The sequence below is a fragment of the Campylobacter pinnipediorum subsp. pinnipediorum genome (genome assembly GCF_002021925.1).
GTDB classification, from domain to species: Bacteria; Campylobacterota; Campylobacteria; order Campylobacterales; family Campylobacteraceae; genus Campylobacter_A; species Campylobacter_A pinnipediorum.
In genome coordinates this window covers 864914-890013 of the sequence record NZ_CP012546.1, presented here as the reverse complement: position 1 = coordinate 890013, position 25100 = coordinate 864914, and the positions used below count along the sequence as shown (strand labels likewise).

Below are 25100 nucleotides of genomic sequence, written 5' to 3'. Positions count from 1 at the left end.
ATTAAACTTGATATGAATTGTATCAAGTTTAAAAATAATTTTATCACTTTATGTTATAATCTGCCAAAAATTTCAAAAAAAAGGAAATAAAATGGCAGATAAATTTGAATTTCAAACAGAAGTGAATGATCTTTTAAACTTAATGATACATTCACTTTATTCAAACAAAGAGATATTTTTAAGGGAGCTTATTTCAAATGCAAGTGATGCTCTTGATAAGCTAAACTATCTATGTCTAACAAACGATAAGTATAAACAACTTCAGTATTCAGCAAAAATAGACATACAATTTAACAAAGAAAATAAAACACTAACCATAAGTGATAATGGTATAGGTATGAATAAAGATGAACTTATAGCAAACCTTGGAACAATAGCAAGAAGTGGAACAAAAGGCTTCTTGTCATCTCTTAGTGGCGATGCCAAAAAAGATAGTTCGCTTATAGGTCAATTTGGCGTTGGTTTTTATTCTGCATTTATGGTTGCAAACAAAATAGAAGTTGTTAGTAAAAAAGCTTTAGAAGAAGAAGCTTATAAATGGACTTCCGATGCTAAAAGCTATGAGATAGAAAATACTCAAAAACAAGAACACGGAACAAGTATAACACTATACTTAAACGATGAAGAATTTGCTGATGAATGGAGGCTTGAAAATATAATCAAAAAATATTCAAACCACATTCCATATCCTATCTTTATGGATAAAAGTGAATATATTCCGCCAAAAGATGAAGAAAAAGAAGGCACTTATGAGAGTAAAAATACTCAGATAAATAAAGCTTCAGCACTTTGGCGTATGAATAAAGTAAGCATAAAAGCTGATGAATATAATGAGTTTTATAAACAAATCAGTCACGACTCTACAGACCCTATTTTACATATACATACAAAAGCGGAAGGAAAGATAGAGTATTCATCATTATTTTACATTCCTAGTGTAGAGCCTTTTGATCTATTTAGGGTTGATTATCAAAGCGGTGTTAAGCTTTATGTTAAAAGAGTATTTATAACAGATGATGCAAAAGAGCTTTTACCACCTTATTTGCGTTTCGTTCGTGGTGTTTTAGATGTTGAAGACCTGCCTTTAAATGTAAGTCGTGAGATACTTCAGGAAAATGCAATAATGCGTAGCGTTAAAGAACAAAGCATAAAGAAAATTTTAAATGAGCTTAAAAAACTAAAAGAATCAGATAAAGAAAAATACATAAAATTTTACACACTTTTTGGAAAAGTCTTAAAAGAAGGTTTATACGGCTTTGGAACAGAAAAAGAACAAATTTTAGACTTAGTGCTTTTTAAATCAACAACAAGAGATGGACTTGTAAGTCTAAAAGAGTATAAAGAATCAATGAAAGAAGATCAAAAAAGCATATATTATATAAGCGGAAATAATGAAAATATGCTTAGAAATTCACCTTTGTTAGAGAGCTTTAAATCTAAAAATATAGAGGTTTTGATAATGGATGAAGAGATTGATACTATTGTTATGCCTATGGTTAATGAGTTTGACAAGACACCACTGAAATCAATCTCTCATTCAGATATAGATGATGAGATAAAAACAGAAAATGAAGACAAAAAAGATGAGAGTGCCATCGCAAATACACTTGTAAAAATGCGTGAAATACTAAAAGATGAAGTTAAAGATGTAAAACTAAGCTCTCGCCTTAGCGAATCAGCAGCTGTCTTGATATACGACAAAAATGATCCTGACTTTGCTATGCAAGGCATATTAAAACAGATGGGTCAAAGCAATATACCAAAAGTAAAACCTATACTTGAAATAAATGCAAATCACGAAATTTATAACAAACTTGAAAAAAATGAGCTTATGGTAAATGATATTTCAAGATTGTTGCTTGATATGGCAAAGATAAATGAAGGCATGAGCATAGAAAACCCATCTGAATTTAGTAAAATTTTAACAAAAATTATGGTAAAAGCCATATAATTTAATTCGGTTAAGTCTTTTTTGACTTAACCACTATTTTACATAATATATGGAACACTTATTGCTTACGGTCTTTATATAAATTACGTAAAAAATGGAGATTGTTATGCATATAACTCATACTTTAGAATCTTTAAGTATAAAAACTTATGATGATAAACTTTTTACTGAACTAAGCAATATGATAAATAAAAATTTTCAAAACACAATTTCAAGCAAAGGCAGAGTAATATCTTTTTATGAAGAAAATGAAATGCCACAAAGAAAGTATTTTTTAAAATTTATAAAAAAAATTTATGAAAAACAAAACAAAGATGAATTAAACATACAATTTGCTGAGTATAAGACAATAAAACTTAACTATATGCAAAAAAACACATTAACAAATGTAATATTTGCAAAGGTGTTTTTTGAAGATGATGAAGTTATATTTAGACTACAAAAATCAAATAATTTGTTTTTTGGATATTTATTGCAAACTTTTAAAAACAGAGAATTTAAGATAAATGATTCAAAAACTAGACTAAATATCAAAATAACATCTGATAAAGATTGCGATATTTTACAATCACTATTTGAGAAAAAAGAGTATTTAGATTTTATAGTTGAGTTTGATAAAGATGATGAGAAATTTGATAAATTTAAAAGAAACTTCAAAGTAAAAAAATCAGCTAAGTTTATAAATAGATTTTCAGCACTTGCTTCATTGCTTGAAGATAATTTTAAAGTATTAGATTGTAAGATAGACAGTAGTTTTGATGATATAAGACAGAGTTATTTGGACCTTGTAAAAATTTATCATCCAGATAGGCATGCAAACAAATCAGAAAATATTAAAGATGTATATAGAAAGAAATTTGAACAAATTCAAAATGCTTATGAGAGTTTAAAATCATTCTTTAAAACTCAAGAAAACTTTATAAGTGCATAATTAAGAGCCGTTATTTATAGCATAAATTCTCTTTCTTTCACTAGAACTTGCTATATTTAAGGCTTTTCTGTATTTTGTTATGGTTCTTCTAACCATTTTTACCTTGAACTCATCTTGGATAAGTTCAAGAATTTTAAGATCAGATAGCGGTTTTGATTTGTTTTCATTTTTTACTAAATTTAAAACATAGCTTTTTATTGTAGCATTGGATACATCGTCATCTAATGCGGTTGCAAAAAAGTTTTTTAGTGGTATCAAACCCCTTGAACATTGCAAATACTTATTTGATATAGCTCTTGATATCGTGGATGGATTTCTGTCTAGATCATCAGCTATATCTTTTAGTTTCATTGGTTTTATATCTCCACCAAAAAAAAAGTCATATTGGTATTCAACTATCATCAGCCCTATTTTATAAAGTGTTGATTTTCTTAATTCAAGTGCATCTATAAGCTCTTTTGCCTCTTTTATTTTTGATGCTACAAAATCATCTTTTTCATTAAGCCCGTCTACATCAAGAACTATATTTGGATACTGATCGCTATTTAAACTTACATTTATATTGTTATCGCTTGTATCTATAAAAATATCAGCAAATATACTAATATCATCTTGTATATACTCAATAGCCGGTGGATTTTTAAATTTTTTTATTATAGATATAGCTTTTTCGTAGTTTTTTGTTTTTGTTAGGCTTTGCAAGTTATCAAAATTTAGTATTATATTTTTTGCTATTTTGTAAATTTCATCATCGGTATTTATAGCTTCAAGTTGAAACATAAAGCTCTCTTTTAGATCTCTTGCACCTACTCCAATTGGTTCAAGGTATGCAAAACGACCCCTTATTTTTTCTATATCATCGATACTTTCGACATTAAAAATATCCTTATCGTATTCAAAATACCCCTCGCTATTTATACATTGTATTATCTTATATGCTATGTTTTGTGATTTTTTTGTCGGAAAAAGGGGCGGGTTTATTTGAGAACTTAAAACATCATAAAGGCTATCTTTATTTATCGTTAAAGCTTCTATGTTATCTGTGGCTGAATTGCTATAAATTTGTTTAAAAAAATCTTTTTTAGGTGGTTTTGGATTTTGTTCTATTGTTATAAACGGATTTTTCTCAGCAAAAGGTTCTAATGTCTCTTTTAGTTCATCAAGGCCACTTTGAAGTATGCCAAGCCAAGATCTAAGTGTATGGTTTAGCTTATTTTTGGTGGTTATTGATGTTTTTTGACGAAGCATACTTTACTCTAAAAGTTTAAATTCTTCACCAAGATAATAAGTTCTTACACTTTTGTCATTTGCTATCTCTTTTGCTGTTCCATTTGCTAGTAAATTACCATCTTTGATAACATAAGCTCTATCACAGATAGCCAAGGTCTCTCTTACATTATGATCGGTTATCAAAACCCCTATTCCAAGCTTTTTAAGATCTCTTACAATGCTTTGTATATCGCTAACAGCTATTGGATCAACTCCGGCAAAAGGTTCATCAAGAAGTAAAAATTTAGGTGTTATTACAAGACTTCTTGCTATCTCGCAACGTCTTCTTTCACCACCACTAAGACTCACACCTTTTCTAAGCCTTATTGGTTCGATATTTAACAAATCAAGCATTTCATCTACTTTTTTTGCACACTCTTGCTTATCTTTATATACAAGCTCAGCACCTAAAAGTAAATTTTCTTCAACACTTAAATCTTTAAAAATACTTGATTCTTGTGGTAAATAGCCTATTCCCATTCTAGCTCTTTTGTGAAGTGGTGTGTTTGTAACATCTTCACCATCTAAAAAAATACCACCACTACTTGGTTTTATAAGCCCGCAAGTCATATAAAAAGTAGTAGTTTTTCCAGCCCCATTTGGACCAAGTAGCCCTACTATCTCTCCACTTTGTATATTTAGTGATACCCCATTTATGATATTTGTCTTTTTTATAGTCTTTTTTAAATCTTTTACTTCTAATTTATGCACCAAAAACCTCGTATTCTCTTAGATCATCTTTTAAATTTATAACAATTTTTATATATTGCATTTCGTAGTTTTTAAGTAAATTTTCTAAATTCTCATCGCCCCACTCTACCAAATGCAACCCATCTTCAAATAAATTTTCAAAAAGACCATTGTTTAATAAGCCATTAACTCCATTTTGATATATATCATAATGATAAATTGTTATATTTTCTGACTTATAAGATTGCATTATAGAAAATGTAGGAGATGTAACCTCTTCATCTATTCCGTGAAATTTTACTATACTTTTAACAAGCGTTGTTTTACCAGAAGCAAGTGTTCCTTGGAGTAAGATTATCCCGCTTTTTGGTAAAGTATCCATTAGGCTGTTTATATCATTCAAACAAAGAATAAATTTCTTACTCATATTTGTTTTACATACTCACTTTGCGATGATTTTGGTATGCTTTTGGTTGCAGGTATAGCTAACACTTCATAATTTACATCTTTTGTTATAAATTTTATTGTGATTTTATCGCCTATTTTTACATCTTTTGCTGGTTTTACAACAACACCATTTATACTTACAACACCACTTTTACACATATCTTCACTGATAGCTCTACGCTTTGTTATATTTACAACATTTAAAAATTTATCTATTCTCATAAGACCCATTTTAGCCAAAAAACTCTTAAAATTTATATTACTTTGATTTATATTTTTTGATAATTTGGATTATTAAACTTAAATTTCTATATCTAAGCGAGTTTATCAATTCCACTTTGTGCTATTTCTTTGAGTATGTCAAATGTATTTTTACCCAAATCAAACTCTCGTTTTATGATTTCATAAATTTTTCTTATTTCGCTTGTGGCCTCATCTTTGTAAGTCGTGCTTTTACTGACAGCTTGGATTGGTTTAAATTTATCTTTGGCATTGTTTTCTTGGCTGTTTGTGTTTTGTGCTTTTCTTTCTTCGTATTCGCCTTTTATGATTTCCATTAAATCTAGCCATTTTTCTTTAAATTCTTTGATTGGCATTGTGCTATCTAATAAATTTTCAGCCCGTCTGTCAAAAACTAATTCTTTATTTGGAGATGAATTTTTTATAAATTCCATTAAGTTGTTAGATTCTTTATCATCAAAGTTTTTATCAAAACCCATAGCTTTACCAATTAAGCTAACTTCGCCACTTATATGATTAAAACCAAAAATTTCTTTTATATTAAATGATGATTTTAGTTCATTATTTGAAGCGTATGTTATATCTGAAATATTACTAAACACTGCTTGTGTGGCTAGTTTTTTAAGTCTAGTGCTTTCATCATCATCTTTTAAAACTTTGAGTTCATCATTAAACTCACTTATAAGTTCATCTTTTGTCTTATTGGGTGTTGATATGTAATTATTTAAATTTGCTGTGTTAATCATATTATTATCATTTCAATTTTATTAAGTACTTTTATAAAATCATTAGCATTTAAAGCACCAGTAAGTGCAAACTTAAATGATATATCGGCAAAATTTAAAAAACATTAATATATTATTTATAATTATGGATTAAAACAATTAAAAATATTTATTTTGAAAACAAGATAATATTTGATAAAATACTATAAATTTTAAATAAGGTTAAATTAAATGAAAAAAAAGACCAATTTTTTACAAACTATCATAAAAAATGACTTACAAACAAAAAAATATGAAAAAATAATAACAAGATTTCCACCAGAACCAAACGGCTATCCACACATAGGACACGCCAAATCTATATGTTTAAATTTCGGTCTTGCGAAGGAATTTAACGGACTTTGCAACCTGCGAATGGACGATACAAACCCAACCACAGAAGATACTGATTATGTAAAAGCCTTAAAAGATGCGGTTGAGTGGCTTGGCTTTGAGTATAATGGAGAGATTAGATATACATCTGATTATTTTGACGAGCTTTATGAATACGCCGTAAAGCTTATAAAAATGGGCAAGGCTTATGTAGACAGCATAAGTGAAGAGCAAATGAGCGAGTATCGTGGCACAGTAACAAGTGCTGGAAAAAGAAGTGAGTTTGCAAACCGCACAGTGGAAGAAAACTTAGATCTTTTTGAGCGAATGAAAAACGGTGAGTTTAAAAACGGCGAGCATATTTTAAGAGCAAAAATAGATATGAGTGCAAAAAATATGCAACTTCGCGACCCTTTGCTTTATAGGATTCGCCACTCTCATCATTTTAGAACAGGCGATAAATGGTGCATTTATCCTATGTATGATTTTGCTCATCCTTTGAGTGATTATATAGAAGGTGTTACACACTCTATTTGCACCCTTGAGTTTGAAAACAACCGAGATATTTACAACTGGCTACTTGACACACTAGGACTTAGCCCACGACCTTATCAGTATGAGTTTGCAAGGCTAAACATAAACTATACAATGATGAGTAAAAGAAAGCTTATAGAGCTTGTAAGAAAAGGTATAGTTAGTGGTTGGGACGACCCTAGAATGCCAACTATTGCTGGATATAAAAGAAAAGGCTATACAAAAGAATCTATTATAAACTTTTGCGAACAAATAGGCGTAGCCAAGGCAAACTCAACCGTAGATGTAAATCAACTTGAGTTTTGTATAAGAGATGATTTAAATACCAAAGCACCACGTGTTATGTGTGTTAGTGAGCCTTTAAAAGTGGTGATTGAAAACTACGAAGGAGATGAAGAACTTGAGGCGGATTATTTTCCACCTGATGTTGGTAAAAGCGGAAGCAGAAAGCTGGTATTTTCAAAAGAAATTTATATCCAAAAAGATGATTTTAGCGAAAATCCACCAAAGGGCTATTATAGGCTAACACCTACTCAAAGTGTGAGATTAAAACACGGCTATATCATAAGCTTTAAAGAGGCTATAAAAGATCAAAACGGCGATATAGTTGAGCTTAGAGTAAATTATCATAAAGATTCAAAAAGTGGCAGTGATACAAGCGGTATAAAAGTAAAAAGTGCTATACAGTGGCTAAGTGCAAAAACAGCCAAAAAAGCTGAGCTTAGGCTTTATGATAGATTGTTTTTAAACGAAAGTCCAAAAGATGAGAGTGACTTAAATCCAAACTCACTTATAGTGCTAAAAGATGCTTTGATAGAACCAGCTGTGCTTAGTGAAAAAATAAGCGAGAGATTTCAGTTTGAAAGACTTGGATATTTTTATGCTGACCCGGTTGATTATACAGATGAAAATCCTGTGTTTAACAAGATAGTAGGACTTAAAGACTCTTACACAAAAAGCCCACAAGTAGTGCAGCAAAAACAAGAAAGAAGTGTTAAAAAAGAGCAAATTCAAGGCGAAAGCAAGGCTTTAAGCAAGGAAGAACAAGCTATCTTTGAAAGATATACAAAAGAATTAGGCTTAAATGACGAAGTTGCAAATATCCTAGCAAAGGATAAGGCATTATCTGAGTTTTTTGAAAAATCGCTTTTAGAGTTAAACAGCCCTATAAATTTAGCAAATATCATAAGTTCACAAGTGGCAAAAGAGATAAAAAATAGCGGTGCAGATGAGCTTAAATTTAGCCCTTTGCAAGTTGCAAGTTTGATTAAAATGCTTGATGATGAGCTGATTTCCAGCAAGATAGTTAAAGATGTTTTTGAGATTATGGCTAAAACCGGCGAGGAGCCACAAAAGATAGTAGAAGAAAAAGGACTTATACAAATAAGCGATGTAAATATCATAATGCCTATGATTGATGAAGTTTTGGCTAAAAATAGCGAGAATTTACAAAAATACAAAGATGGTAATACAAATCTTTTTGGCTTTTTTGTAGGTCAAGTCCTAAAAGCAACTGGTGGTAAGGCAAATCCAAAAGTTGTAAATGAGCTTGTAAAAGAGAGATTGGGGTAAAATTTATTACAAACAAAAAACATAGCAAGCTTAAAAGTATGGGGAATGCCACCCCCACCCATTTTTCTTTTTTTATATTATAGTATGATATAAATTTACTATCGCCAAAATCTCAATATTTTTTTATTTTTACATACTTTGGTTAAAGAATTCTTTTTATTTAGCTCTTTATCACAATTTGCTATATTTGATGTTAGTGATAGAGATTGGTATGCTATATTCTCAATTGAAAGTATTAAAGCATTATTAAAAGTATTTTCGTATCTTGCATCAACTTATATTATGTGGAAATTAGTAATTAAAGGTGCTGATTGGGTTATTGATTTGTTAGGATTAAAAGGTGGTCAAGATAATGTTATGATAGAAAGCTTATCAACTAGACTTGAACAAAATGTATTTAGGGCTTAATAAGATAGGGGATAAGCCCCCCCCCTTTTTTTTTATTAATAAACTATGCTTTTGTATATATTTATTATTGCTGGAACAAAAAACACAATTAAAGCAAGTATATTTTTGTGCATTGGTGTTTTATCTAGTGGTCTATAAAAAAGCAAACAAAATGAATGTGTTAAAATATCTAATCTTTTCTTATTAAATAAACTTTTATAATTATCATAATCATAGCAAAACAAACTAACTTTATTACCTAAAATTATATGTCTTAATTTATTAAATTGTGCTAATACTATAAAATAAAATAATATAGATGAAAGCTCATAAAACAATTGATTATATTCTAAGTAACCTTTAAATGAGCTAATTGCCCTAAGCATTGGTATTGAAAGTATTATAGCCATAAAGTAAAAACAAACATTAGTTAGAATAACTGAATTTCTACCTAAATAAGTTCTGCTTTTTGCTTTTTCATTTTCAAGCTCATCATCAGGAGTGCAATATTTTCTATCTAGTGGTATGATTTCCAAAAAGTTAAAATTATCTAATTTTTTCAAGAAGTCTTTTATTTTATTATTCTGCATTTTTCTATCCTTTTAATTATTGTTCAATAAAATATCTATATGCTATTGATAAACAATAAGAAGCATATAAATAATATAAAATATAAAACCTAAGCAAAGACAAATATTGGTCTAACTTATCGTGTATCGGTCTAAACCCTATTAATCTATATACAATAGCTAAGAATAAACCTAACGGAGTGCTAACTTCAAAAAACTTATATAGTTTTTGTAACATTATAAATCCTTATATAATTTAAATTTATACTCAATCACAAGTCAGTATGTAACCTGATTCTGATACATTTTTTAGCTTTATGCCAAGTTCTCTTTTTAGCCTTAATATGGTGTTTTGATAGATGACAAAGACAATAAAATTTAAGATAAGTATCTAAAATAAATTATATTTATATGATTAAGTAAAGTATTTATTGTATTATACTTTTAATCTCACATTTTATTTTTTTACTTTATCAAAATTGACATTAAAAGTTTTTTTGTATAAAATTAACATACAATAAAAACATAAGGAATACTATTATGAAAAAAGATGTTAAAAAAGTAGTTTTGGCGTATTCTGGAGGACTTGATACTAGTATTATTTTAAAATGGCTACAAGATGAGTATAATTGTGAAGTTGTAACTTTTACAGCTGATATCGGTCAAGCAGAAGAAATTGAACTAGCTAGAAAAAAAGCATTGGATTTGGGTGTAAAGCCTGAAAATATTTTCATAGAAGATTTAAAAGAAGAATTTGCAAGAGATTATATATTTCCTATGTTTAGAGCAAATGCAATATACGAAGGCGAATACCTGCTCGGCACTTCAATAGCAAGACCGCTTATAGCAAAGAAACAAGCAGAGATAGCAAAACAAGTAGGTGCTGATGGTGTTAGTCATGGTGCAACCGGAAAAGGAAATGACCAAGTAAGATTTGAACTTGGATATTATGCTTTTAATTCTGATCTTAAAATAATAGCTCCTTGGAGAGAGTGGGATCTTAATTCGAGAGAAAAATTATTAGCTTATGCTGAAAAAAATGGGATAGACATAAGCAAGAAAAAAGGTAAAAGCCCCTACTCTATGGATGCAAACTTACTTCATATAAGCTATGAAGGTTTGGTTCTTGAAGACCCAGCATCAAAACCAGAAGATGATATGTGGAGATGGACTGTTAGCCCAAAAGATGCACCAGATGAGAGCGAAATAATTACAATAGGATATGAAAAAGGTGATCCGGTAAGCATAAACTCAAAGAAAATGACTCCGGCTGAGCTTTTGGCTGAGCTAAACAGACTTGGCGCAAAACACGGCATAGGAAGACTTGATATAGCTGAAAATCGTTATGTAGGAATGAAAAGCAGAGGTTGTTATGAAACTCCGGGCGGAACTATAATGCTAAAAGCACATAGAGCAATAGAAAGTATAACACTAGATGCTGGAGCGGCACACCTAAAAGATGAACTTATGCCAAGATATGCTGAGCTTATATATAATGGTTATTGGTGGTCATCAGAAAGAGTTATGTTGCAAGCGGCTATTGATAAATCGCAAGAGCATGTTAATGGAGAAGTTAAACTTGAACTATATAAAGGAAATGTTATAGTAATAGGCAGATCAAGTGCTAATGATAGCTTGTTTGATGAAGCTTATAGCACATTTGAAGAAGATAACGTTTATGATCAAAAAGATGCACAAGGATTTATAAAACTACACGCACTTAGATTTATAATAGCATCTAAAAACGGAAGAAAATTTTAAAAAACAAATAAAAAAGGATTAAAATGAAAGTATTATTAATAAAAGATGTTAAAGGTTTAGGAAAATCAGGAGAGATAAAAGAAGTAAAAGATGGATACGGAAATAACTTTTTAATAGGAAAAGGCTTTGCTAAAGCTGCTACTCCTGATGTAATAAGACAATACGAAGCTGCTCAAAAAAGAAAAGCCGAAGAGCTAAAATATGAAATAGCTAATTTGGAAAAATTAAAAGATGAGCTTGAAAAAGTTACAGTTGTTATAAAAAAACCATTGGGTGCCAATGGTGCTTTGTTTGGTTCTGTTTCAAAAGACGAGATAGCAACCGAACTTGAAAGCAAATTTCATCTTATCGTAGATAAAAAATCAATAGAAATAGACCACAATAACTTAAAAAATGTAGGTCTTTATAGTCTAAATGTAAAATTAGGACATTCTATAAATGCGAATTTAAAAGTTGAAGTAGAGGGTGAATAAAGTGTTTCATGCAACAACCATACTAGCATATAAAGGAAAAAACAAGTCTGTCATAGGCGGTGACGGACAAGTTAGCTTTGGCAATACAATACTTAAAGGAAATGCCACAAAAATAAGAAAAATACACAATGGAAAGGTTATAGCTGGTTTTGCTGGTAGCACAGCTGATGCCTTTAATCTTTTTGATATGTTTGAAAAGAATTTAGAACAAGCCAAGGGCGATCTTTTAAAAGCAGTTATTGAGTTTTCAAAAGAGTGGAGAAAAGATAAGTATCTTAGAAAACTTGAAGCAATGATGCTTGTTTTAAATAGAGAAAAGATTTTTTTACTAAGTGGAACTGGTGATGTTGTAGAGCCAGAAGATGGAAAAATAGCAGCTATAGGAAGTGGCGGAAATTATGCATTATCGGCAGCTAGAGCATTAGATAGAGTAAATGCTGATATCGATGAAGAAGAGCTTGTAAAACAGAGCTTAAATATAGCTGGAGAAATTTGTATATATACAAATACAAATATAAAAACTTATGTTATAGAGGATGAAAAATAATGAATATGACACCAAAACAAATAGTTGAGTTTTTGGATGATTATGTTATCGGGCAAAAAAACGCTAAAAAAATAATAGCCATAGCTTTAAGAAATAGATATAGAAGAATGAAGCTTGAAAAATCAATACAAGATGATATAGTTCCAAAAAACATACTTATGATAGGTTCTACCGGTGTTGGAAAGACAGAAATAGCTCGTAGACTATCTAAGCTTATGGGACTTCCTTTTGTAAAAGTGGAAGCTAGCAAATACACAGAAGTTGGATTTGTGGGTCGCGATGTTGAAAGCATGGTTAGAGATCTTGTTATGGCTTCTTTTAATCTAATAAAATCAGAACAAAGCGAAAAAAACAAAGAAAAAATAGAAGAATACATAGAAAATAAAATTATCAAAAAGTTACTTCCACCACTTCCAAAAGGTGCTAGCGAAGAAAAACAAGCCGATTATGAAAAAAGCCGAGAAAAAATGGTAAATAAATTTAGAAATGGTGACTTAGATGATTTAACCATAGAGATAGAAGTAGAACAAAGCGCTATTGATACAAACTCACATATGCCACCAGATATGGCTCAAATGCAAGAAAGTTTTATTAAAATCATTGGAATTACGAATAAAAATGTAAAAAAAGATATGAAAGTAAAAGATGCTAAAAAAGCACTAGAGTCAGAAGCAAATGAAAAAATTTTAAATATAGATGATATAAAATCAGAAGCTATAAGAAGAGCTGAAAATGAAGGTATTATATTTATAGATGAGATTGATAAAGTTGCTGTTAGTTCTGGGAATTCAAGTAGGCAAGATCCAAGCAAAGAAGGTGTTCAAAGAGATCTTTTACCTATAGTTGAAGGCTCTTTGGTTTCAACAAAATTTGGAAATATAAAAACAGATCATATACTTTTTATAGCGGCAGGTGCCTTTCATATAAGTAAACCAAGCGATCTTATACCAGAACTTCAAGGTAGATTTCCTTTAAGGGTTGAATTAAATAGCTTAGATGAAAGCGTTTTATATAAAATTTTAACTCAACCAAAAAATTCACTTTTAAAACAGTATATCGCACTATTAAAAACTGAAAATGTTGAGCTAGTTTTTGATGATGAAGCCATAAAAGAGATAGCAAAAATAGCACAAAATGCCAATGAAAGCATGGAAGATATAGGTGCTAGAAGACTACACACTGTTATCGAAAAAGTAATAGAAGATATAAGTTTTGAAGCAAGCGATAAAGCTGGAGAAAAGATAACAGTAACAAAAGAGCTTGTTAGAGAAAAACTTGAAAATATAGTTCAAAATCAAGATCTTGCAAGGTATATACTTTGAAATCCGGTTTTGTTAGTATCATAGGGCGAACAAATGCTGGTAAGAGTTCGCTCTTAAATGCTTTACTTAATGAAAAAATAACAATAGTTTCACATAAACAAAATGCCACAAGAAGAAAAATCAATGGCATAGTAATGCATAAAGATAATCAAGTAATTTTTATAGATACTCCAGGACTTCATAAAAGTGAAAAAGTTTTAAACAAGCTTATGATAGAAGATGCCAAGAAAGCTATGTCTGATTGTGATGCGATAGTATTTATGGCTTCTGTTTATGATAGCACTTTGGACTATGAAGAATTTTTACAATTAAACCCGCAAAAACCTCATATTTTGGTAATTAGTAAAGTAGACAAGGTAAAAAATGATATTTTGCTAAAAAAAATATCAGAATATCAAAAATTTCAAGATAATTTTATAGCCTTAATACCTTTTAGCATAAAAGGAAATAGTTATAATAATTTACTTTTAGATGAGATAGTTAAAATTTTACCAGAACATGAGTATTTTTTTGATCCAGATTTTATAACAAACACGAACGAAAAAGAAATTTTTAAAGAATTTATATTAGAATCGATATATGAAAATTTAAGTGATGAAATACCTTATTCTAGCGATGTTATTATTGATAAAGTTATAGAAAAAGATCAAATTATTGAGATTTATTCAACAATAATAACAGAAAAAAAATCACATAAATCAATGATTATTGGTAAAGATGGAAGTACTCTAAAAAGAATAGGCATACATGCTAGAAAATTAATTTGTAATTTAGTTGGAAAAAAAATATTCTTAAAGACAAATGTGATTATTAAAAAAGGCTGGACTAAAGATGAAAAATTTATAAGTAGCCAAAATTTATATTGACTTTTAAATGAAAATCAAATAAAATATATACTTTTTAATAATTAAGTATTAAGGTTTTGCATGACCAACAATAAAGTTGAAAGTAATGATGTTATGATAACGATCGATCCTTATAATGGTGAAGCTTTCAAATTTAGAAATAATAAAGTTACCATATTTGAAATAAGCAAGAATTTATCATACAAAAATCATTTTTTTATATCTTATTTAAAACTTAAAAGCTTAAATACTGCAATAATAGAAATACCAAAAAGTATAAGCAATGATGATCTGGCAAATATACTATCAATTAAAGCTTATGAAGAGCTTTCTTTGGATACAGAAAAAGATTATAAAATTTCATATATAGAAATGTCGGGGTTAAATGCAGAAAATAGATTTTTTAATGTTTTTGTCATAGATACAGAAACATTAAATGGCATTTTTCAAAACACCATTGAAAATATAAAATATATTGATTATGTAGGAATAGCACCATTACTATATAGTGCTATGTATAAGAAAAATTTGATACAAAAATCAAATATTGATTGTTTTATTAATCTTTCAAAAGATGATGCGTTTTTAGCTGTATATCAAGGTGGCGAATATTTTACCTCAAGATCATTAAGATATAATTTAACATATCTAAAAGATAAATTTTGTGAACAGGCAGGCGAGCGAACAAGCGATAAACTTTTTTTTAACATGCTTAAACAAAATGGTATATCTAAAGATGATAGTGAAGATAATATTTTTTCAAAAGATATTTTTTACATATTAGATGATTGTTTTTCTTATATATCAGATATTATAAACAGTTTAAATAGAATTTATGATATAAGTATAAACAATATATTTATAGATACAGATATAGGCAACATAAATGGATTATCCAAATTTGTTTCTCAAAAATTAGAGTTACCTGTCTCTGATTTAAATGCCGATTTAGCCATAAATAAAAACAACATTTATTTTGCGCAAAACCACAATTTAATGAGCATAGAAGGTTGGAATTACAAAGAAGAGGAAAATGATGATCTTAACTTTTCTATATTCAAAAGACCTCCACCATTTTTTCAAAGAAAAAGCGGAAAGTTTATTACAACTCTTACAGCATCTTTTTTACTTTCTCTTTCTTATCCAATTTTTAATTACTCATATGGATTTTTTTTACAAAAAGAAGCTGATAAAATGCAAGAAGAGTATAATATTAAACATAATGATGAACTAAGAATAAAGTCAAAATTAGAAAACCTAAATAAAGAAAAAAACATAGTTAGAGATAAATTGACTGAAGAAGAACAAAGATTTGATTTTAGAAAAAAATTACTAAGTGAAATAGATGATAAAAAAAATAATTATAAAATGAAAAGTATAGTTTTATATGATTTAAGTAATTTGTTAAATAAAGAAGAAATTAAAATAAAAAGAATTTATAGCAATGATAAAAACATAACCATTAGAGTGCAAAGTGATAGTGATAAAAAAATAACAGAGTTTATAAAATCTATTGCAAAGTCGCCAAATTATTCAGTTGGAACGAAAGAAATATCGTTTATTGAAAAACCTATTAAATTTTACGAAAGCAATATAAGCGTGGAGATAAAATAATGGGAAGTGATATATTGGATAAATTAGACAATTATTTTGAACAAAAAAACCAAAGCGAGGTTTTTATTATTTTTATTGGGGCTGCTTTATTTACAATTATTATAATATACCTTATTGCATTTGATTCTTCTACTAATTTTTTTGAATCAAATAGAGATAGACATGCTGATATAGGCACAAAATTATCCAATACAAACCACTATTTAAAATCAGTCAGCTCTGCAGATGGGGATATTGAGTTTGAAATCAACAGACAAACAAAAGCCTTAAATTTGCTAAACAAAACTTTATACAATAAAATAGAAATAAATAACTATTTTGATAAAAGACTAAGAGAATTATCTTATTTATTATTTAATGAACAAAACTGGGCTAATTTTGTAGACAACATGGTTTTACTAGCAAAGAGTACTGGAATTCAAATACTAAATTTGCACAATGAGTTTAAAAATCCTGGATATCAAAAAATAGAACAATTTTTAAATATAGACATATATACAAAAGGAAATTTTAAAAGTTTAATAAATTATATAAATAAAATAGAAGAGTCTAAGCTTGTTGTTGATCTTAACAAATTAGATATAAACTCTACTGACAATGATCTTGATGCAAAACTTGGAATATCTGTATGGGGGATGAAATACTAATGAAAATAACAAATAAATTTTTTATAATATTGTTTTTATTATACACATCAACTATTGGTAACGAAAATAATATCATACAAAATGAGACTGCTTCACAGGAACAAATATTTGAAAGAATATCAAAAGTAAGAGTAGGCTTAAAAAAAGAGGAGTTAGAAATAGTAGAAAATCCTTTTATTTCTTCAAAAGTTCAAAATAAAATTACTACACAAGATTTAAATGATGGTATCAACAATATATTTGTATTAAAAGCTATTATGAGCAATAGAGCCAAAATAAACGATAAGTGGTATAAAATAGGTGATAGTATAGAAAATGCTATTATAACAAATATATCAAGCGAAAGTGTTGTTTTATCAAGCCAAAACGAAAAACAAACATTAAAAATAGCGAGGGAAAATTCAAATGTTCAAATTTCTAAGTAAAAATTTACTTTTTACATTTACTTCAATAATAATCTTAACAACAGATGCTCTTAATGCAAAAGAAAGCAACTGTCTAAGTAGAAGCTTTAATATAAAAATTCTAGAAGATATTACAATTAGCGAAATTATTAATCAAATATCAGATATGTGCTATTTTAGTGTTGTTGTAAAAGATAATTATAGTAAAAAAATATTATCCGATAAGATATCTGGAATAAATATAAAAAATATGTCATTGAGCGATAGCTTGAATATATTGCTTAGTGAAAATAATTTAAACTATGAATTTTCAAATAATGTTTTAAAAATTTCAGCGCTAAAAACAAAAACATTTAAGATAGATTATATAACATCAGTTAGAGAAGGAAGAGCTGTAACAAAAGCCTCTGTTGATTCATCTCCTATTGAATTTGGAGAAAATTCTAACTCAAAGGAATCATCTTCAGATACAAAAAACCAAGATAACATAATAAGTACAATAGAAAAATTTGATTTCTGGGAAAAACTCGGAGTAGAACTAAAAGCTATATTAAACAATACTACAGAAAATATATCTGCTCCTGATCCTATTATTAATTCAAATGCTGGATTAATAACAATAACAGGAACTCCATCTCAAATCAAAAGAGCGGAAAGCTACATACATCAAATACAAAAAAGATTAAAAAAACAAGTTGTTATAGATGTGTCTATTATATCTGTCGAATTAAACAACCAATACAAAAAGGGTGTTGATTGGTCTAAATTTGAATTAGGTTTTAACTCTAATGTGTTTAGTAATATAGAACAAAAAGGTGCAGATGATAAATCTGCAGTAAGAACAACAGAAATTTCAACCCCTAGCTCATTTCGAATAAGCACAAATTCACTTAATTTTGGTGGTTCTCAGAGTACTCTAAGATTAGGTGCTGCTTTAAATTTAAATATAGATGGTGTTCTTAATTTTTTAGAAACAAACGGAAAAACAAAAGTTATATCTAGCCCAAAAGTTACAACATTAAATAATCAACAGGCACTAATAACAGTTGGAGAAAATATAAATTATAAAATTCAAGAAACTAGTGAAGCAAGTGAATCTGGAAGGCTCAATGTTACATACAAACAATATTCTACATTTGTTGGTATTTTACTCAACCTATTGCCGGAGGTATCTGAAGATAATAGGATAATGCTTAGAATCAATCCTTCACTAAGCAGCTTAAGTGGAACCGCTAATAGACTAAATTTAAATGGAGAAAGATCAATAGCACCAGACACTTTACAGAAAAAAATATCTACAGTTGTTCATGTTAATAGCGGAGATACTATAATACTAGGAGGATTAATTGATCAACAAAAATCAAAAAGAAACACAAGAGTTCCTCTTCTTAGTGATATACCTTTGATAGGAAATGCATTTAAATCAACAAATGATATACTAACCACAACAGAACTTATTTTTGTTATTACTCCTAGAGTAATAGATATAGAAGATCAAAAGCCAGTTGCAAATAGCCTAAAAGAACTTGGTTTCTCAAAGTCGATATATGAAAGATAATGTATACACAACAATAAAAAATAACTTTATTGAAGATGACAATTTAGACTGGTTTATTAATTTAGATAAATCGGTCAGCTGTTATAACAAAATAGTATCAGCCCTTAAAAAACCTTTAAAGTTAGTTTTGTTTTATGGTAAACCTGGGAGTGGTAAAACATTTTTATTAAATAAAATAAAAAATGATTTAAAAGATAAAAATGATATAATATTTTTTTCTCATCCATTTTTTAGTGAGAAAGATTTTATTTATGCTATATATGGGAAAATTTTTGGAGATAAAAATCCAGATATTGAAAATTTTGAAAATTTTTTAAGAGCGTATTCGTCTAAATTTAAAGCAGATGAAAAACATATAAACAATCAAAAAATAGTTATTTTAGATGAAGCTCAATTATATCCACCAGAACTAATAGAAAAAATCAGGCTTATGGCTGATAGCAGATTTTTTAAGTTTTTATTTACCATTCACAAGACAGAAAATGAAGATCTGCTAGCTAAAGACTATTTTCAAACTAGAATTTGGGAAAGTATAGAATTAAAAAGTGCTGAAATGCCAGAGATAAGACTTTATATTCAAAAAAAGATAGAAAATTTTATTAACAAAATTAATTTTAACGATGAAGATTATCAAATAATATACAACTTTACCGATGGAAATTTAAGAAATATAAATAAACTTATGTATAAATTTTTTGAAATTTGTGAAAGCTATGAGGTAAACCAGCCGTCATTTTTGACTGATTTAAGAAAAAATTATAAAATACTCCATATGGCAGCAATATCATTAGGGATTATAAATGCTTGATTTTTCAGAACTAAAAGAACTTGAAAAAAAATACGAACAGTACGAAAAATCAATGCGATCAAAAAAACGCATTGATTTTCAAAAATATATTATTTTAATTAAAAATGAAAAAATAATTTTTCTTCTGGTTATGATTATAATTCTTGCGTATAGTTTTTTACATAATAATATCTCAATAGATAAAAGTGATATGAAAAGAAATATAAACAATGAATTTCAGATAAAAAATATTGAATCAAAAAATAAATTCGAAAAAGAAATAGAACAAAATAATTTAGCACAAAAAATAGCAGATAAATTGGAAGAAAAAAAACAAATTAATAATATAGAAAACAACAAAACAACAAAACAACAAAACAATAGCAACGTAATTCAAGGTTGGCTGAAAATAAATACAATAAATCTAGAATATAATTATGATAATTTTACAAACGATCAATCAATTTTAGAATCAAAAGATAATGAACAAATTATACCAACCAATCAAAGCAAGGAATACACATACAATAATAAAAATAATAATAAAAAATTTCAAATAGAGATAAAAAATTCCGAAACTAATGATGAAGAAAAAATTTTAGAAAATAATTTTTATAGAACGAATGATATAAGATACGCAATACAATTAGCAAAGTATTTTTTAAAAAATAAAGAATACGAAAAAGCTTTAAAATGGTCATTAAACGCTAATGAGATTGATAATTCTAACGAAGATAGCTGGAGTATATTTGCAATAGCTAAATACAAATTAGATCAAAAAAGCGATGCTTTAAAAGTTCTAAAATCCTACAACAAATCTAAAAATAGTGAAAACATAAACAAATTAATTAATAAGATAGAAAGCGATACATTATAATGAGATATATTTTTATATTTTTATTTATAGCAAATCAATGTTTTGCTATAAATGGTGCAGATATTCAAAACTGGTTTAATAATAAAAATTATTCACAAGTTTGTTCAAATACGGTTGAGAAATTCTACAAAGACAACAATGATGATGGAATATTAAATCTTTATGCAATATCTTGTCTTAATACGCATCAGATAAATAGATTAACATTACCTATTTTTAAATTAGTAAAAACAAAAGAAGCAAGAGAGAATGCAGCATATTTTGCTGATATACTATTTAAGAAAAAACTATTATATCATGCTATAATAGATGGTGTAAATATAGATTATATAAGACTTCCAAGAAGTGATTATATACTATCAATGATATTTGATAGATTTGTTAAAAAAGATTATGAAAAAGATGGAGAGATATATATATTCAATGATAATAATTCAGATACTTATTATGAATTAGGAAAAAGTAATGATTATAATGAAATTCAAAGAATATATATAAAAACATATAAAAACGATGAGCTTATTTCTGAAATAGAGTACTGGTAATGAATTCAACTGAAAATATATTATTTAAACATTTATTGGATAATCAAAAAATAACAAAAGAAATAGACGAGACAACCTTACAAAATCAAAATTTATCGCTAGTAGATATTCTCATAAAAAACAACTTGATAGATGAAGAAACTTTAATTATGTCTGCGGTTGAGCTATATAGAAGAAATAGATTAGATATATCATCTATAACTAACGATATTGGAATCATAATAGATGATTTTTTGAAAATAATTTCTAGAGAATTTAACTTAGAGTTATTTGATCTTGATAATGTAAGTATAGATTATCGCATATCTGAAAAAATAGGTATTGCAAAAATTAAAAATTTTGAAATATTACCAATTAAAGAAGATGAGATAAACGTATATGTTATCTTTAAAAATCCTTTTGATATTATAACACAAGATAAGGTTCAAAATTTATTCAATAGAAAGTTATTAAAAGTTGCAATAGCAAATCCAAGCCAGATAGATAAATTCATAAATAAACTAGAACTAAATGAAAGTATAAGAGATCTAATAATAGAAATCAGAAAAGAACTTTCAAGTTCAGCAATAAATAATCAAGCTGATGAAAGCTCTGGTATTCTTAAACTAATAGAAGTTATACTAAAAACTTCTATTCAAAGTAGAGCTAGTGATATACATATAGAACCAACGGAAACAAATTGTATAGTAAGAAGTCGTATAGATGGATTACTTACTGAAACATTTATATTTGATAAAGATATATATCCTCCTATGGTTAGCCGTATGAAATTGCTATCAAATATGGATATAGCCGAACGTAGAAAACCTCAAGATGGTCGTTTTTCTGCTCAAATTTTAGACAAAGAGTATGATTTTCGTATATCTACATTACCTATATTAAACGGTGAAAGTATTGTTCTTCGTATATTGGATAAATCAAAAGTTGTAATAAATCTTGAAAATTTAGGTATGCACCCTGAAAATTTTGATAAATTTAAAAAGGCTATGAAAGCTCCTTACGGAATTATTTTAGTTACTGGACCAACAGGCTCTGGTAAAACAACTACTCTGTATGCTGCATTAAATGACATTAAAAGTGTGGATACAAAAATAATTACTGTTGAGGATCCTGTTGAGTATCAACTTAATCTAATTCAACAAGTGCATGTAAATGAAAAAGCTGGTTTAAATTTCTCATCAGCATTAAGATCTATATTACGTCAAGACCCTGACATTATAATGATAGGTGAGATAAGAGATCAAGAAACTTTGCGCATAGCAATACAAGCCGCCCTTACTGGACACTTGGTATTTTCTACGCTCCATACAAACGATGCAATATCGGCGCTTCCTAGAATAATAGATATGGGGATAGAACCATATCTTGTAAGTGGTGCTTTGGTTGGTATAGAGGCACAAAGACTTGTTAGAAAACTTTGTCCCCACTGTAAACAAAAAATCAATTTGTCAAAAACAGCGATGAAAGATTTTGAAAATTTTCTACCACAAGAGTATCAATTTTATACAAATGTTGGTTGTGAGCATTGCTCAGGAACAGGTTATATCGGACGTGAAATGATAAGTGAAATTTTACCTATTAGTGATCATATACAAAATTTAGTTGCAAACTCAGCAACCAAAGAAGAGATTAGAAAAGTGGCATATGAAGAAGGATTTATTGATATGTTTAAAGATGGCATTTTGCGTGCAGCAAGAGGCATAACAACAATAGAAGAAGTTTACAGGGTGGCTAAAGCATGAAATTTTTTGAAGTTGAATACATAGACAATGGAAGAAGACAAAAAATAATTCTTAAAGCTAACAATAAAAATGAAGTTAAAAATATAGCAACTTCAAGAAATTATGGAATGATAGTAAAAATAGGCGAAACAAAAGCTATTCCAATAACAGAGCAAATAAACGATTTTGGTGATAAAATATCTAAAATATTTATAAAACCAAAATTAAAAACACCTATTTTAGTTGCCAGTATAAGACAATTAAGTGTTATGACGAATGCTGGAATATCTATACACGATAGTATCAAAGAAATTGCAAAATCATCTGAAGACAAAAGATTACAAGAAATTTTTAATAAAATAAATGAAGATTTAAATCAAGGATCGAGTTTAACAGAATCAATGAATTCATTTAGAGGTGAATTTGGAGATGTAACAATAGCCATGATTAGACTTGGAGAAAATACAGGTAATATGGCTGAATCCATGACCAAACTTGCTGAAATATTACAAGATGTTTGGGATAATCAACAAAAATTTAAAAAAGCTATCCGATATCCAATAACAGTAATAGTCGCCATTGTAATAGCATTTGCAATTATGATGTTATCAGTTGTTCCGAAATTCCGTGAAATTTTTGAACAACTAGGGGCTGAATTGCCGTTACCAACGAGAATGCTGCTTGCAATGGAAAGTGCTTTAAGCAACTATGGTCTTTTTATTTTAGGGGCATTTGTTGCGTTATTGATAGTTTTAAAAAAAGCATATGGCGGCAATATGGAATTTAAAAAGTCGTTTGATAAATTTATTTTAAAAGTATATCTTATAGGCAAAATAATACATTTTTCTACAATGAGTAGATTTAATCTAATTTTTACAGAATTAGTTCGTGCAGGAATTCCTATAGCGGACTCGCTAGACACTGCTGTTTTAACAGTTTCAAACGAAAATTTAAAAGCAAAACTTTCCGGTGTTAAAGTATTGGTAGGTAGAGGGGTTAGTTTAACTGAAAGTTTTAAAGATACTGAATTATATGAAAGCATGTTGCTTCAGATGATTAGTGCTGGTGAACAAAGTGGTAGCTTGGATTCTATGCTTGAAAAAGTAACCGATTATTATAAAATGAAATTTAATGATATTATTGACAATATATCAACATATATAGAGCCTATTCTTTTGGCGGTTTTAGCCATAATGGTTACATTTTTAGCACTTGGTATATTTATGCCTATGTGGGATATGGCACAAGCTGTAAAATCATAGTATAAAACATTCAGCAAGAAAAATAAATGTCTAATATAACAACAAATATAGAAAGACAAGTAAGCGAAAGTGCTTTTTTGGTCTCAAAAACAGATAAGAGTGGAAGAATAACTTATTGCAATGTTCCATTTGTAGATATTGTTGAAGCAAAAGGCAATGAGCTTATAGGAAAAACACAATATAGTAAGACATCTAGATATGCCAAAAGTTATATTTAAAATGCTATAGGAAAAGATTGAAAGCAAACAAGAAATTTTTGCATATGTAAAAAATCGTAGTTTTGATGGATCTTTTTATTGGGTTTTTGCAAATATAACTGCATCTTTAGATCAAAGTGAAAATATAGTCGGATATTATTCGGTAAGAAGAAAACCGAATCAAAAAGCATTGGATATTATCAAAGCAATTTATGAAAAACTTTTAAATCTAGAAAAAAATGGTGGCATTGATGCTTCTTTTAAATATTTGCAAAATTTACTTAGTTGAAAAAATACAACCTATGATGAATTTGTAAATAATTTACAAAGAAGTTAAAAAGGAGTTGATTGTGTTTGGTAGTAAGAAAAAAGTTAATTACAATGAAATATTGGAAGTAATAAAATCAGTTAGAAATGGAATACTAGAACCCTGTATAATCAATCCAGACACTAGCGATCCAATGGGCGAGATAGCACTTGGCATAAATGATTTACTTGATCAAATCGAGGCTCTACAAAGAGAGATGGCGACTTGTGTTAGTATGGCTGAAAGTGGTGTAACATATAGAAATATTTTTACAGAGGGTTTTTAGAGGTTTATTTAAAACAAATGCTATTTTCATGAGTAACGGTGTAGATGGAATCAAAGCAGGTCAAAAAAGCAAAATAAGAGGCATATTGTCTGAGAAATTTGGTAATTTAAAAAACGGGAGCAATAGAATAGAAGATGTTTAAAATGATTTAAATACAAGCATAAAAAATTTAACACAAATGGCAAACATTGCACAATAAACATCAGATACAGCAAATGAAACTCTAATAAGTATGGAAAAATTAAGCACTAGTGTGAACT

At 28.4% G+C, this 25100-nt stretch carries 26 protein-coding genes and 2 pseudogenes; 20 read left to right on the top strand and 8 right to left on the bottom strand.

Features of this window, described 5'->3' with window-relative positions:
- Nucleotides 1-91 precede the first annotated feature (91 nt).
- Both htpG and CPIN17260_RS04530 read left to right on the top strand, forming a co-directional pair.
- Nucleotides 92-1951 carry a molecular chaperone HtpG gene (gene htpG, locus CPIN17260_RS04535; protein ID WP_078440623.1) on the top strand — a complete coding sequence of 620 codons (1860 nt, stop codon included), beginning with the start codon at nucleotides 92-94 and terminating at the stop codon, nucleotides 1949-1951.
- A gap of 106 nt (nucleotides 1952-2057) precedes the next feature.
- Nucleotides 2058-2882 carry an adenylosuccinate lyase gene (locus CPIN17260_RS04530; RefSeq protein WP_078406045.1) on the top strand — a complete coding sequence of 275 codons (825 nt, stop codon included), beginning with the start codon at nucleotides 2058-2060 and terminating at the stop codon, nucleotides 2880-2882.
- On the opposite strand, the gene CPIN17260_RS04525 is transcribed toward CPIN17260_RS04530, so the two are convergent.
- The 5 genes from CPIN17260_RS04525 to CPIN17260_RS04505 all read right to left on the bottom strand — a co-directional run bounded on the left by CPIN17260_RS04525 (nucleotide 2883) and on the right by CPIN17260_RS04505 (nucleotide 6274).
- Complete coding sequence (locus CPIN17260_RS04525; protein ID WP_078406044.1) at nucleotides 2883-4130, bottom strand: RNA polymerase factor sigma-54; 1248 nt, start codon at nucleotides 4128-4130, stop codon at nucleotides 2883-2885. It lies immediately after the preceding gene.
- Between the two features lie 3 nt (nucleotides 4131-4133).
- On the bottom strand, nucleotides 4134-4862 hold the full coding sequence (gene lptB / locus CPIN17260_RS04520; RefSeq protein WP_069632096.1) for an LPS export ABC transporter ATP-binding protein: 729 nt from the start codon (nucleotides 4860-4862) through the stop codon (nucleotides 4134-4136).
- Nucleotides 4855-5268: a tRNA (adenosine(37)-N6)-threonylcarbamoyltransferase complex ATPase subunit type 1 TsaE gene (gene tsaE / locus CPIN17260_RS04515; RefSeq protein ID WP_069632097.1), complete on the bottom strand. Its 414-nt coding sequence runs from the start codon at nucleotides 5266-5268 to the stop codon at nucleotides 4855-4857. The genes lptB and tsaE overlap by 8 nt, the downstream gene beginning before the upstream one ends.
- Nucleotides 5265-5510: an RNA-binding S4 domain-containing protein gene (locus CPIN17260_RS04510; protein WP_069637604.1), complete on the bottom strand. Its 246-nt coding sequence runs from the start codon at nucleotides 5508-5510 to the stop codon at nucleotides 5265-5267. The genes tsaE and CPIN17260_RS04510 overlap by 4 nt, the downstream gene beginning before the upstream one ends.
- A gap of 92 nt (nucleotides 5511-5602) precedes the next feature.
- On the bottom strand, nucleotides 5603-6274 hold the full coding sequence (locus CPIN17260_RS04505; protein ID WP_069637396.1) for a Cj0814-related protein: 672 nt from the start codon (nucleotides 6272-6274) through the stop codon (nucleotides 5603-5605).
- A 210-nt stretch (nucleotides 6275-6484) separates the two neighbouring features.
- On the opposite strand from CPIN17260_RS04505, the gene CPIN17260_RS04500 reads away from it, so the two are divergent.
- Nucleotides 6485-8731, top strand: a complete 2247-nt coding sequence (locus CPIN17260_RS04500) for a glutamine--tRNA ligase/YqeY domain fusion protein (protein WP_078440622.1) — start codon at nucleotides 6485-6487, stop codon at nucleotides 8729-8731.
- A gap of 138 nt (nucleotides 8732-8869) precedes the next feature.
- Nucleotides 8870-9139, top strand: coding sequence for a hypothetical protein (locus CPIN17260_RS04495; protein WP_069632101.1), 270 nt, complete (start codon nucleotides 8870-8872; stop codon nucleotides 9137-9139).
- 35 nt (nucleotides 9140-9174) lie between these two features.
- On the opposite strand, the gene CPIN17260_RS04490 is transcribed toward CPIN17260_RS04495, so the two are convergent.
- The 3 genes and pseudogenes from CPIN17260_RS04490 to CPIN17260_RS09595 form a co-directional block, all read right to left on the bottom strand.
- Nucleotides 9175-9708, bottom strand: coding sequence for a hypothetical protein (locus tag CPIN17260_RS04490; RefSeq protein WP_078440621.1), 534 nt, complete (start codon nucleotides 9706-9708; stop codon nucleotides 9175-9177).
- 16 nt (nucleotides 9709-9724) lie between these two features.
- Nucleotides 9725-9925 carry a hypothetical protein gene (locus CPIN17260_RS04485; protein ID WP_069632103.1) on the bottom strand — a complete coding sequence of 67 codons (201 nt, stop codon included), beginning with the start codon at nucleotides 9923-9925 and terminating at the stop codon, nucleotides 9725-9727.
- Between the two features lie 30 nt (nucleotides 9926-9955).
- A pseudogene (locus CPIN17260_RS09595) lies at nucleotides 9956-10042 on the bottom strand (DNA-binding response regulator); the annotation flags it as partial.
- Nucleotides 10043-10227: 185 nt separating this feature from the next.
- Here CPIN17260_RS09595 and CPIN17260_RS04480 point away from each other — a divergent pair.
- The 16 genes and pseudogenes from CPIN17260_RS04480 (at nucleotide 10228) to CPIN17260_RS09165 (ending at nucleotide 24840) form a co-directional block, all read left to right on the top strand.
- Nucleotides 10228-11448, top strand: a complete 1221-nt coding sequence (locus CPIN17260_RS04480; protein ID WP_069632104.1) for an argininosuccinate synthase — start codon at nucleotides 10228-10230, stop codon at nucleotides 11446-11448.
- 23 nt (nucleotides 11449-11471) lie between these two features.
- The gene (gene rplI, locus CPIN17260_RS04475) at nucleotides 11472-11921 is read left to right on the top strand and encodes a 50S ribosomal protein L9 (RefSeq protein ID WP_069632105.1); all 450 of its coding nucleotides are present in this window, start codon (nucleotides 11472-11474) and stop codon (nucleotides 11919-11921) included.
- Nucleotide 11922: 1 nt separating this feature from the next.
- Complete coding sequence (hslV, locus tag CPIN17260_RS04470; RefSeq protein ID WP_069632106.1) at nucleotides 11923-12468, top strand: ATP-dependent protease subunit HslV; 546 nt, start codon at nucleotides 11923-11925, stop codon at nucleotides 12466-12468.
- Nucleotides 12468-13790 (top strand): ATP-dependent protease ATPase subunit HslU, encoded by a 1323-nt coding sequence (gene hslU / locus CPIN17260_RS04465; RefSeq protein WP_078440620.1) that lies wholly within the window; start codon nucleotides 12468-12470, stop codon nucleotides 13788-13790. Before hslV ends, hslU begins: the two co-directional genes overlap by 1 nt.
- On the top strand, nucleotides 13787-14656 hold the full coding sequence (gene era, locus CPIN17260_RS04460; RefSeq protein WP_078440619.1) for a GTPase Era: 870 nt from the start codon (nucleotides 13787-13789) through the stop codon (nucleotides 14654-14656). Before hslU ends, era begins: the two co-directional genes overlap by 4 nt.
- 60 nt (nucleotides 14657-14716) lie before the next feature.
- On the top strand, nucleotides 14717-16249 hold the full coding sequence (locus tag CPIN17260_RS04455) for a hypothetical protein (RefSeq protein WP_078415470.1): 1533 nt from the start codon (nucleotides 14717-14719) through the stop codon (nucleotides 16247-16249).
- On the top strand, nucleotides 16249-16896 hold the full coding sequence (locus tag CPIN17260_RS04450) for a pilus assembly protein PilO (protein WP_069632110.1): 648 nt from the start codon (nucleotides 16249-16251) through the stop codon (nucleotides 16894-16896). The genes CPIN17260_RS04455 and CPIN17260_RS04450 overlap by 1 nt, the downstream gene beginning before the upstream one ends.
- The gene (locus CPIN17260_RS04445; protein WP_141080324.1) at nucleotides 16896-17321 is read left to right on the top strand and encodes a hypothetical protein; all 426 of its coding nucleotides are present in this window, start codon (nucleotides 16896-16898) and stop codon (nucleotides 17319-17321) included. The genes CPIN17260_RS04450 and CPIN17260_RS04445 overlap by 1 nt, the downstream gene beginning before the upstream one ends.
- Entirely contained in the window at nucleotides 17302-18858 is a 1557-nt protein-coding gene (gene mshL, locus CPIN17260_RS04440) for a pilus (MSHA type) biogenesis protein MshL (RefSeq protein WP_069632112.1), read from the top strand. Before CPIN17260_RS04445 ends, mshL begins: the two co-directional genes overlap by 20 nt.
- Nucleotides 18848-19666, top strand: a complete 819-nt coding sequence (locus CPIN17260_RS04435) for an ATP-binding protein (protein WP_069637380.1) — start codon at nucleotides 18848-18850, stop codon at nucleotides 19664-19666. The genes mshL and CPIN17260_RS04435 overlap by 11 nt, the downstream gene beginning before the upstream one ends.
- Entirely contained in the window at nucleotides 19659-20522 is an 864-nt protein-coding gene (locus CPIN17260_RS04430; protein ID WP_078406041.1) for a CDC27 family protein, read from the top strand. Before CPIN17260_RS04435 ends, CPIN17260_RS04430 begins: the two co-directional genes overlap by 8 nt.
- Nucleotides 20522-21067 carry a hypothetical protein gene (locus tag CPIN17260_RS04425; RefSeq protein WP_078387652.1) on the top strand — a complete coding sequence of 182 codons (546 nt, stop codon included), beginning with the start codon at nucleotides 20522-20524 and terminating at the stop codon, nucleotides 21065-21067. Before CPIN17260_RS04430 ends, CPIN17260_RS04425 begins: the two co-directional genes overlap by 1 nt.
- Complete coding sequence (locus CPIN17260_RS04420) at nucleotides 21067-22809, top strand: GspE/PulE family protein (protein WP_078406040.1); 1743 nt, start codon at nucleotides 21067-21069, stop codon at nucleotides 22807-22809. The genes CPIN17260_RS04425 and CPIN17260_RS04420 overlap by 1 nt, the downstream gene beginning before the upstream one ends.
- A complete protein-coding gene (locus tag CPIN17260_RS04415) occupies nucleotides 22806-24050 on the top strand; it encodes a type II secretion system F family protein (protein ID WP_078387650.1) in 1245 nt (414 codons plus the stop codon). The genes CPIN17260_RS04420 and CPIN17260_RS04415 overlap by 4 nt, the downstream gene beginning before the upstream one ends.
- Before the next feature lie 26 nt (nucleotides 24051-24076).
- A pseudogene (locus CPIN17260_RS04410) lies at nucleotides 24077-24536 on the top strand (PAS domain-containing protein).
- Nucleotides 24537-24597: 61 nt separating this feature from the next.
- Nucleotides 24598-24840 (top strand): hypothetical protein, encoded by a 243-nt coding sequence (locus tag CPIN17260_RS09165; RefSeq protein WP_141080323.1) that lies wholly within the window; start codon nucleotides 24598-24600, stop codon nucleotides 24838-24840.
- The last annotated feature ends 260 nt before the right edge of the window (nucleotides 24841-25100 follow it).

What these genes read in the sequence shown, in the direction of transcription:
- CPIN17260_RS04420 (WP_078406040.1), top strand. Translation starts at nt 21,067, where the DNA reads ATGAATTCAACTGAAAATATATTATTTAAACATTTATTGGATAATCAA.
- CPIN17260_RS04455 (WP_078415470.1), top strand. Translation starts at nt 14,717, where the DNA reads ATGACCAACAATAAAGTTGAAAGTAATGATGTTATGATAACGATCGAT.
- hslU (WP_078440620.1), top strand. Translation starts at nt 12,468, where the DNA reads ATGAATATGACACCAAAACAAATAGTTGAGTTTTTGGATGATTATGTT.
- CPIN17260_RS04435 (WP_069637380.1), top strand. Translation starts at nt 18,848, where the DNA reads ATGAAAGATAATGTATACACAACAATAAAAAATAACTTTATTGAAGAT.
- CPIN17260_RS04450 (WP_069632110.1), top strand. Translation starts at nt 16,249, where the DNA reads ATGGGAAGTGATATATTGGATAAATTAGACAATTATTTTGAACAAAAA.
- CPIN17260_RS04445 (WP_141080324.1), top strand. Translation starts at nt 16,896, where the DNA reads ATGAAAATAACAAATAAATTTTTTATAATATTGTTTTTATTATACACA.
- CPIN17260_RS04430 (WP_078406041.1), top strand. Translation starts at nt 19,659, where the DNA reads ATGCTTGATTTTTCAGAACTAAAAGAACTTGAAAAAAAATACGAACAG.
- CPIN17260_RS04425 (WP_078387652.1), top strand. Translation starts at nt 20,522, where the DNA reads ATGAGATATATTTTTATATTTTTATTTATAGCAAATCAATGTTTTGCT.
- CPIN17260_RS04480 (WP_069632104.1), top strand. Translation starts at nt 10,228, where the DNA reads ATGAAAAAAGATGTTAAAAAAGTAGTTTTGGCGTATTCTGGAGGACTT.
- CPIN17260_RS04415 (WP_078387650.1), top strand. Translation starts at nt 22,806, where the DNA reads ATGAAATTTTTTGAAGTTGAATACATAGACAATGGAAGAAGACAAAAA.
- tsaE (WP_069632097.1), bottom strand. Translation starts at nt 5,268, where the DNA reads ATGAGTAAGAAATTTATTCTTTGTTTGAATGATATAAACAGCCTAATG.
- htpG (WP_078440623.1), top strand. Translation starts at nt 92, where the DNA reads ATGGCAGATAAATTTGAATTTCAAACAGAAGTGAATGATCTTTTAAAC.
- CPIN17260_RS04490 (WP_078440621.1), bottom strand. Translation starts at nt 9,708, where the DNA reads ATGCAGAATAATAAAATAAAAGACTTCTTGAAAAAATTAGATAATTTT.
- CPIN17260_RS04530 (WP_078406045.1), top strand. Translation starts at nt 2,058, where the DNA reads ATGCATATAACTCATACTTTAGAATCTTTAAGTATAAAAACTTATGAT.
- CPIN17260_RS04525 (WP_078406044.1), bottom strand. Translation starts at nt 4,130, where the DNA reads ATGCTTCGTCAAAAAACATCAATAACCACCAAAAATAAGCTAAACCAT.
- rplI (WP_069632105.1), top strand. Translation starts at nt 11,472, where the DNA reads ATGAAAGTATTATTAATAAAAGATGTTAAAGGTTTAGGAAAATCAGGA.
- CPIN17260_RS04500 (WP_078440622.1), top strand. Translation starts at nt 6,485, where the DNA reads ATGAAAAAAAAGACCAATTTTTTACAAACTATCATAAAAAATGACTTA.
- CPIN17260_RS04485 (WP_069632103.1), bottom strand. Translation starts at nt 9,925, where the DNA reads ATGTTACAAAAACTATATAAGTTTTTTGAAGTTAGCACTCCGTTAGGT.
- mshL (WP_069632112.1), top strand. Translation starts at nt 17,302, where the DNA reads ATGTTCAAATTTCTAAGTAAAAATTTACTTTTTACATTTACTTCAATA.
- CPIN17260_RS04510 (WP_069637604.1), bottom strand. Translation starts at nt 5,510, where the DNA reads ATGAGAATAGATAAATTTTTAAATGTTGTAAATATAACAAAGCGTAGA.
- CPIN17260_RS04505 (WP_069637396.1), bottom strand. Translation starts at nt 6,274, where the DNA reads ATGATTAACACAGCAAATTTAAATAATTACATATCAACACCCAATAAG.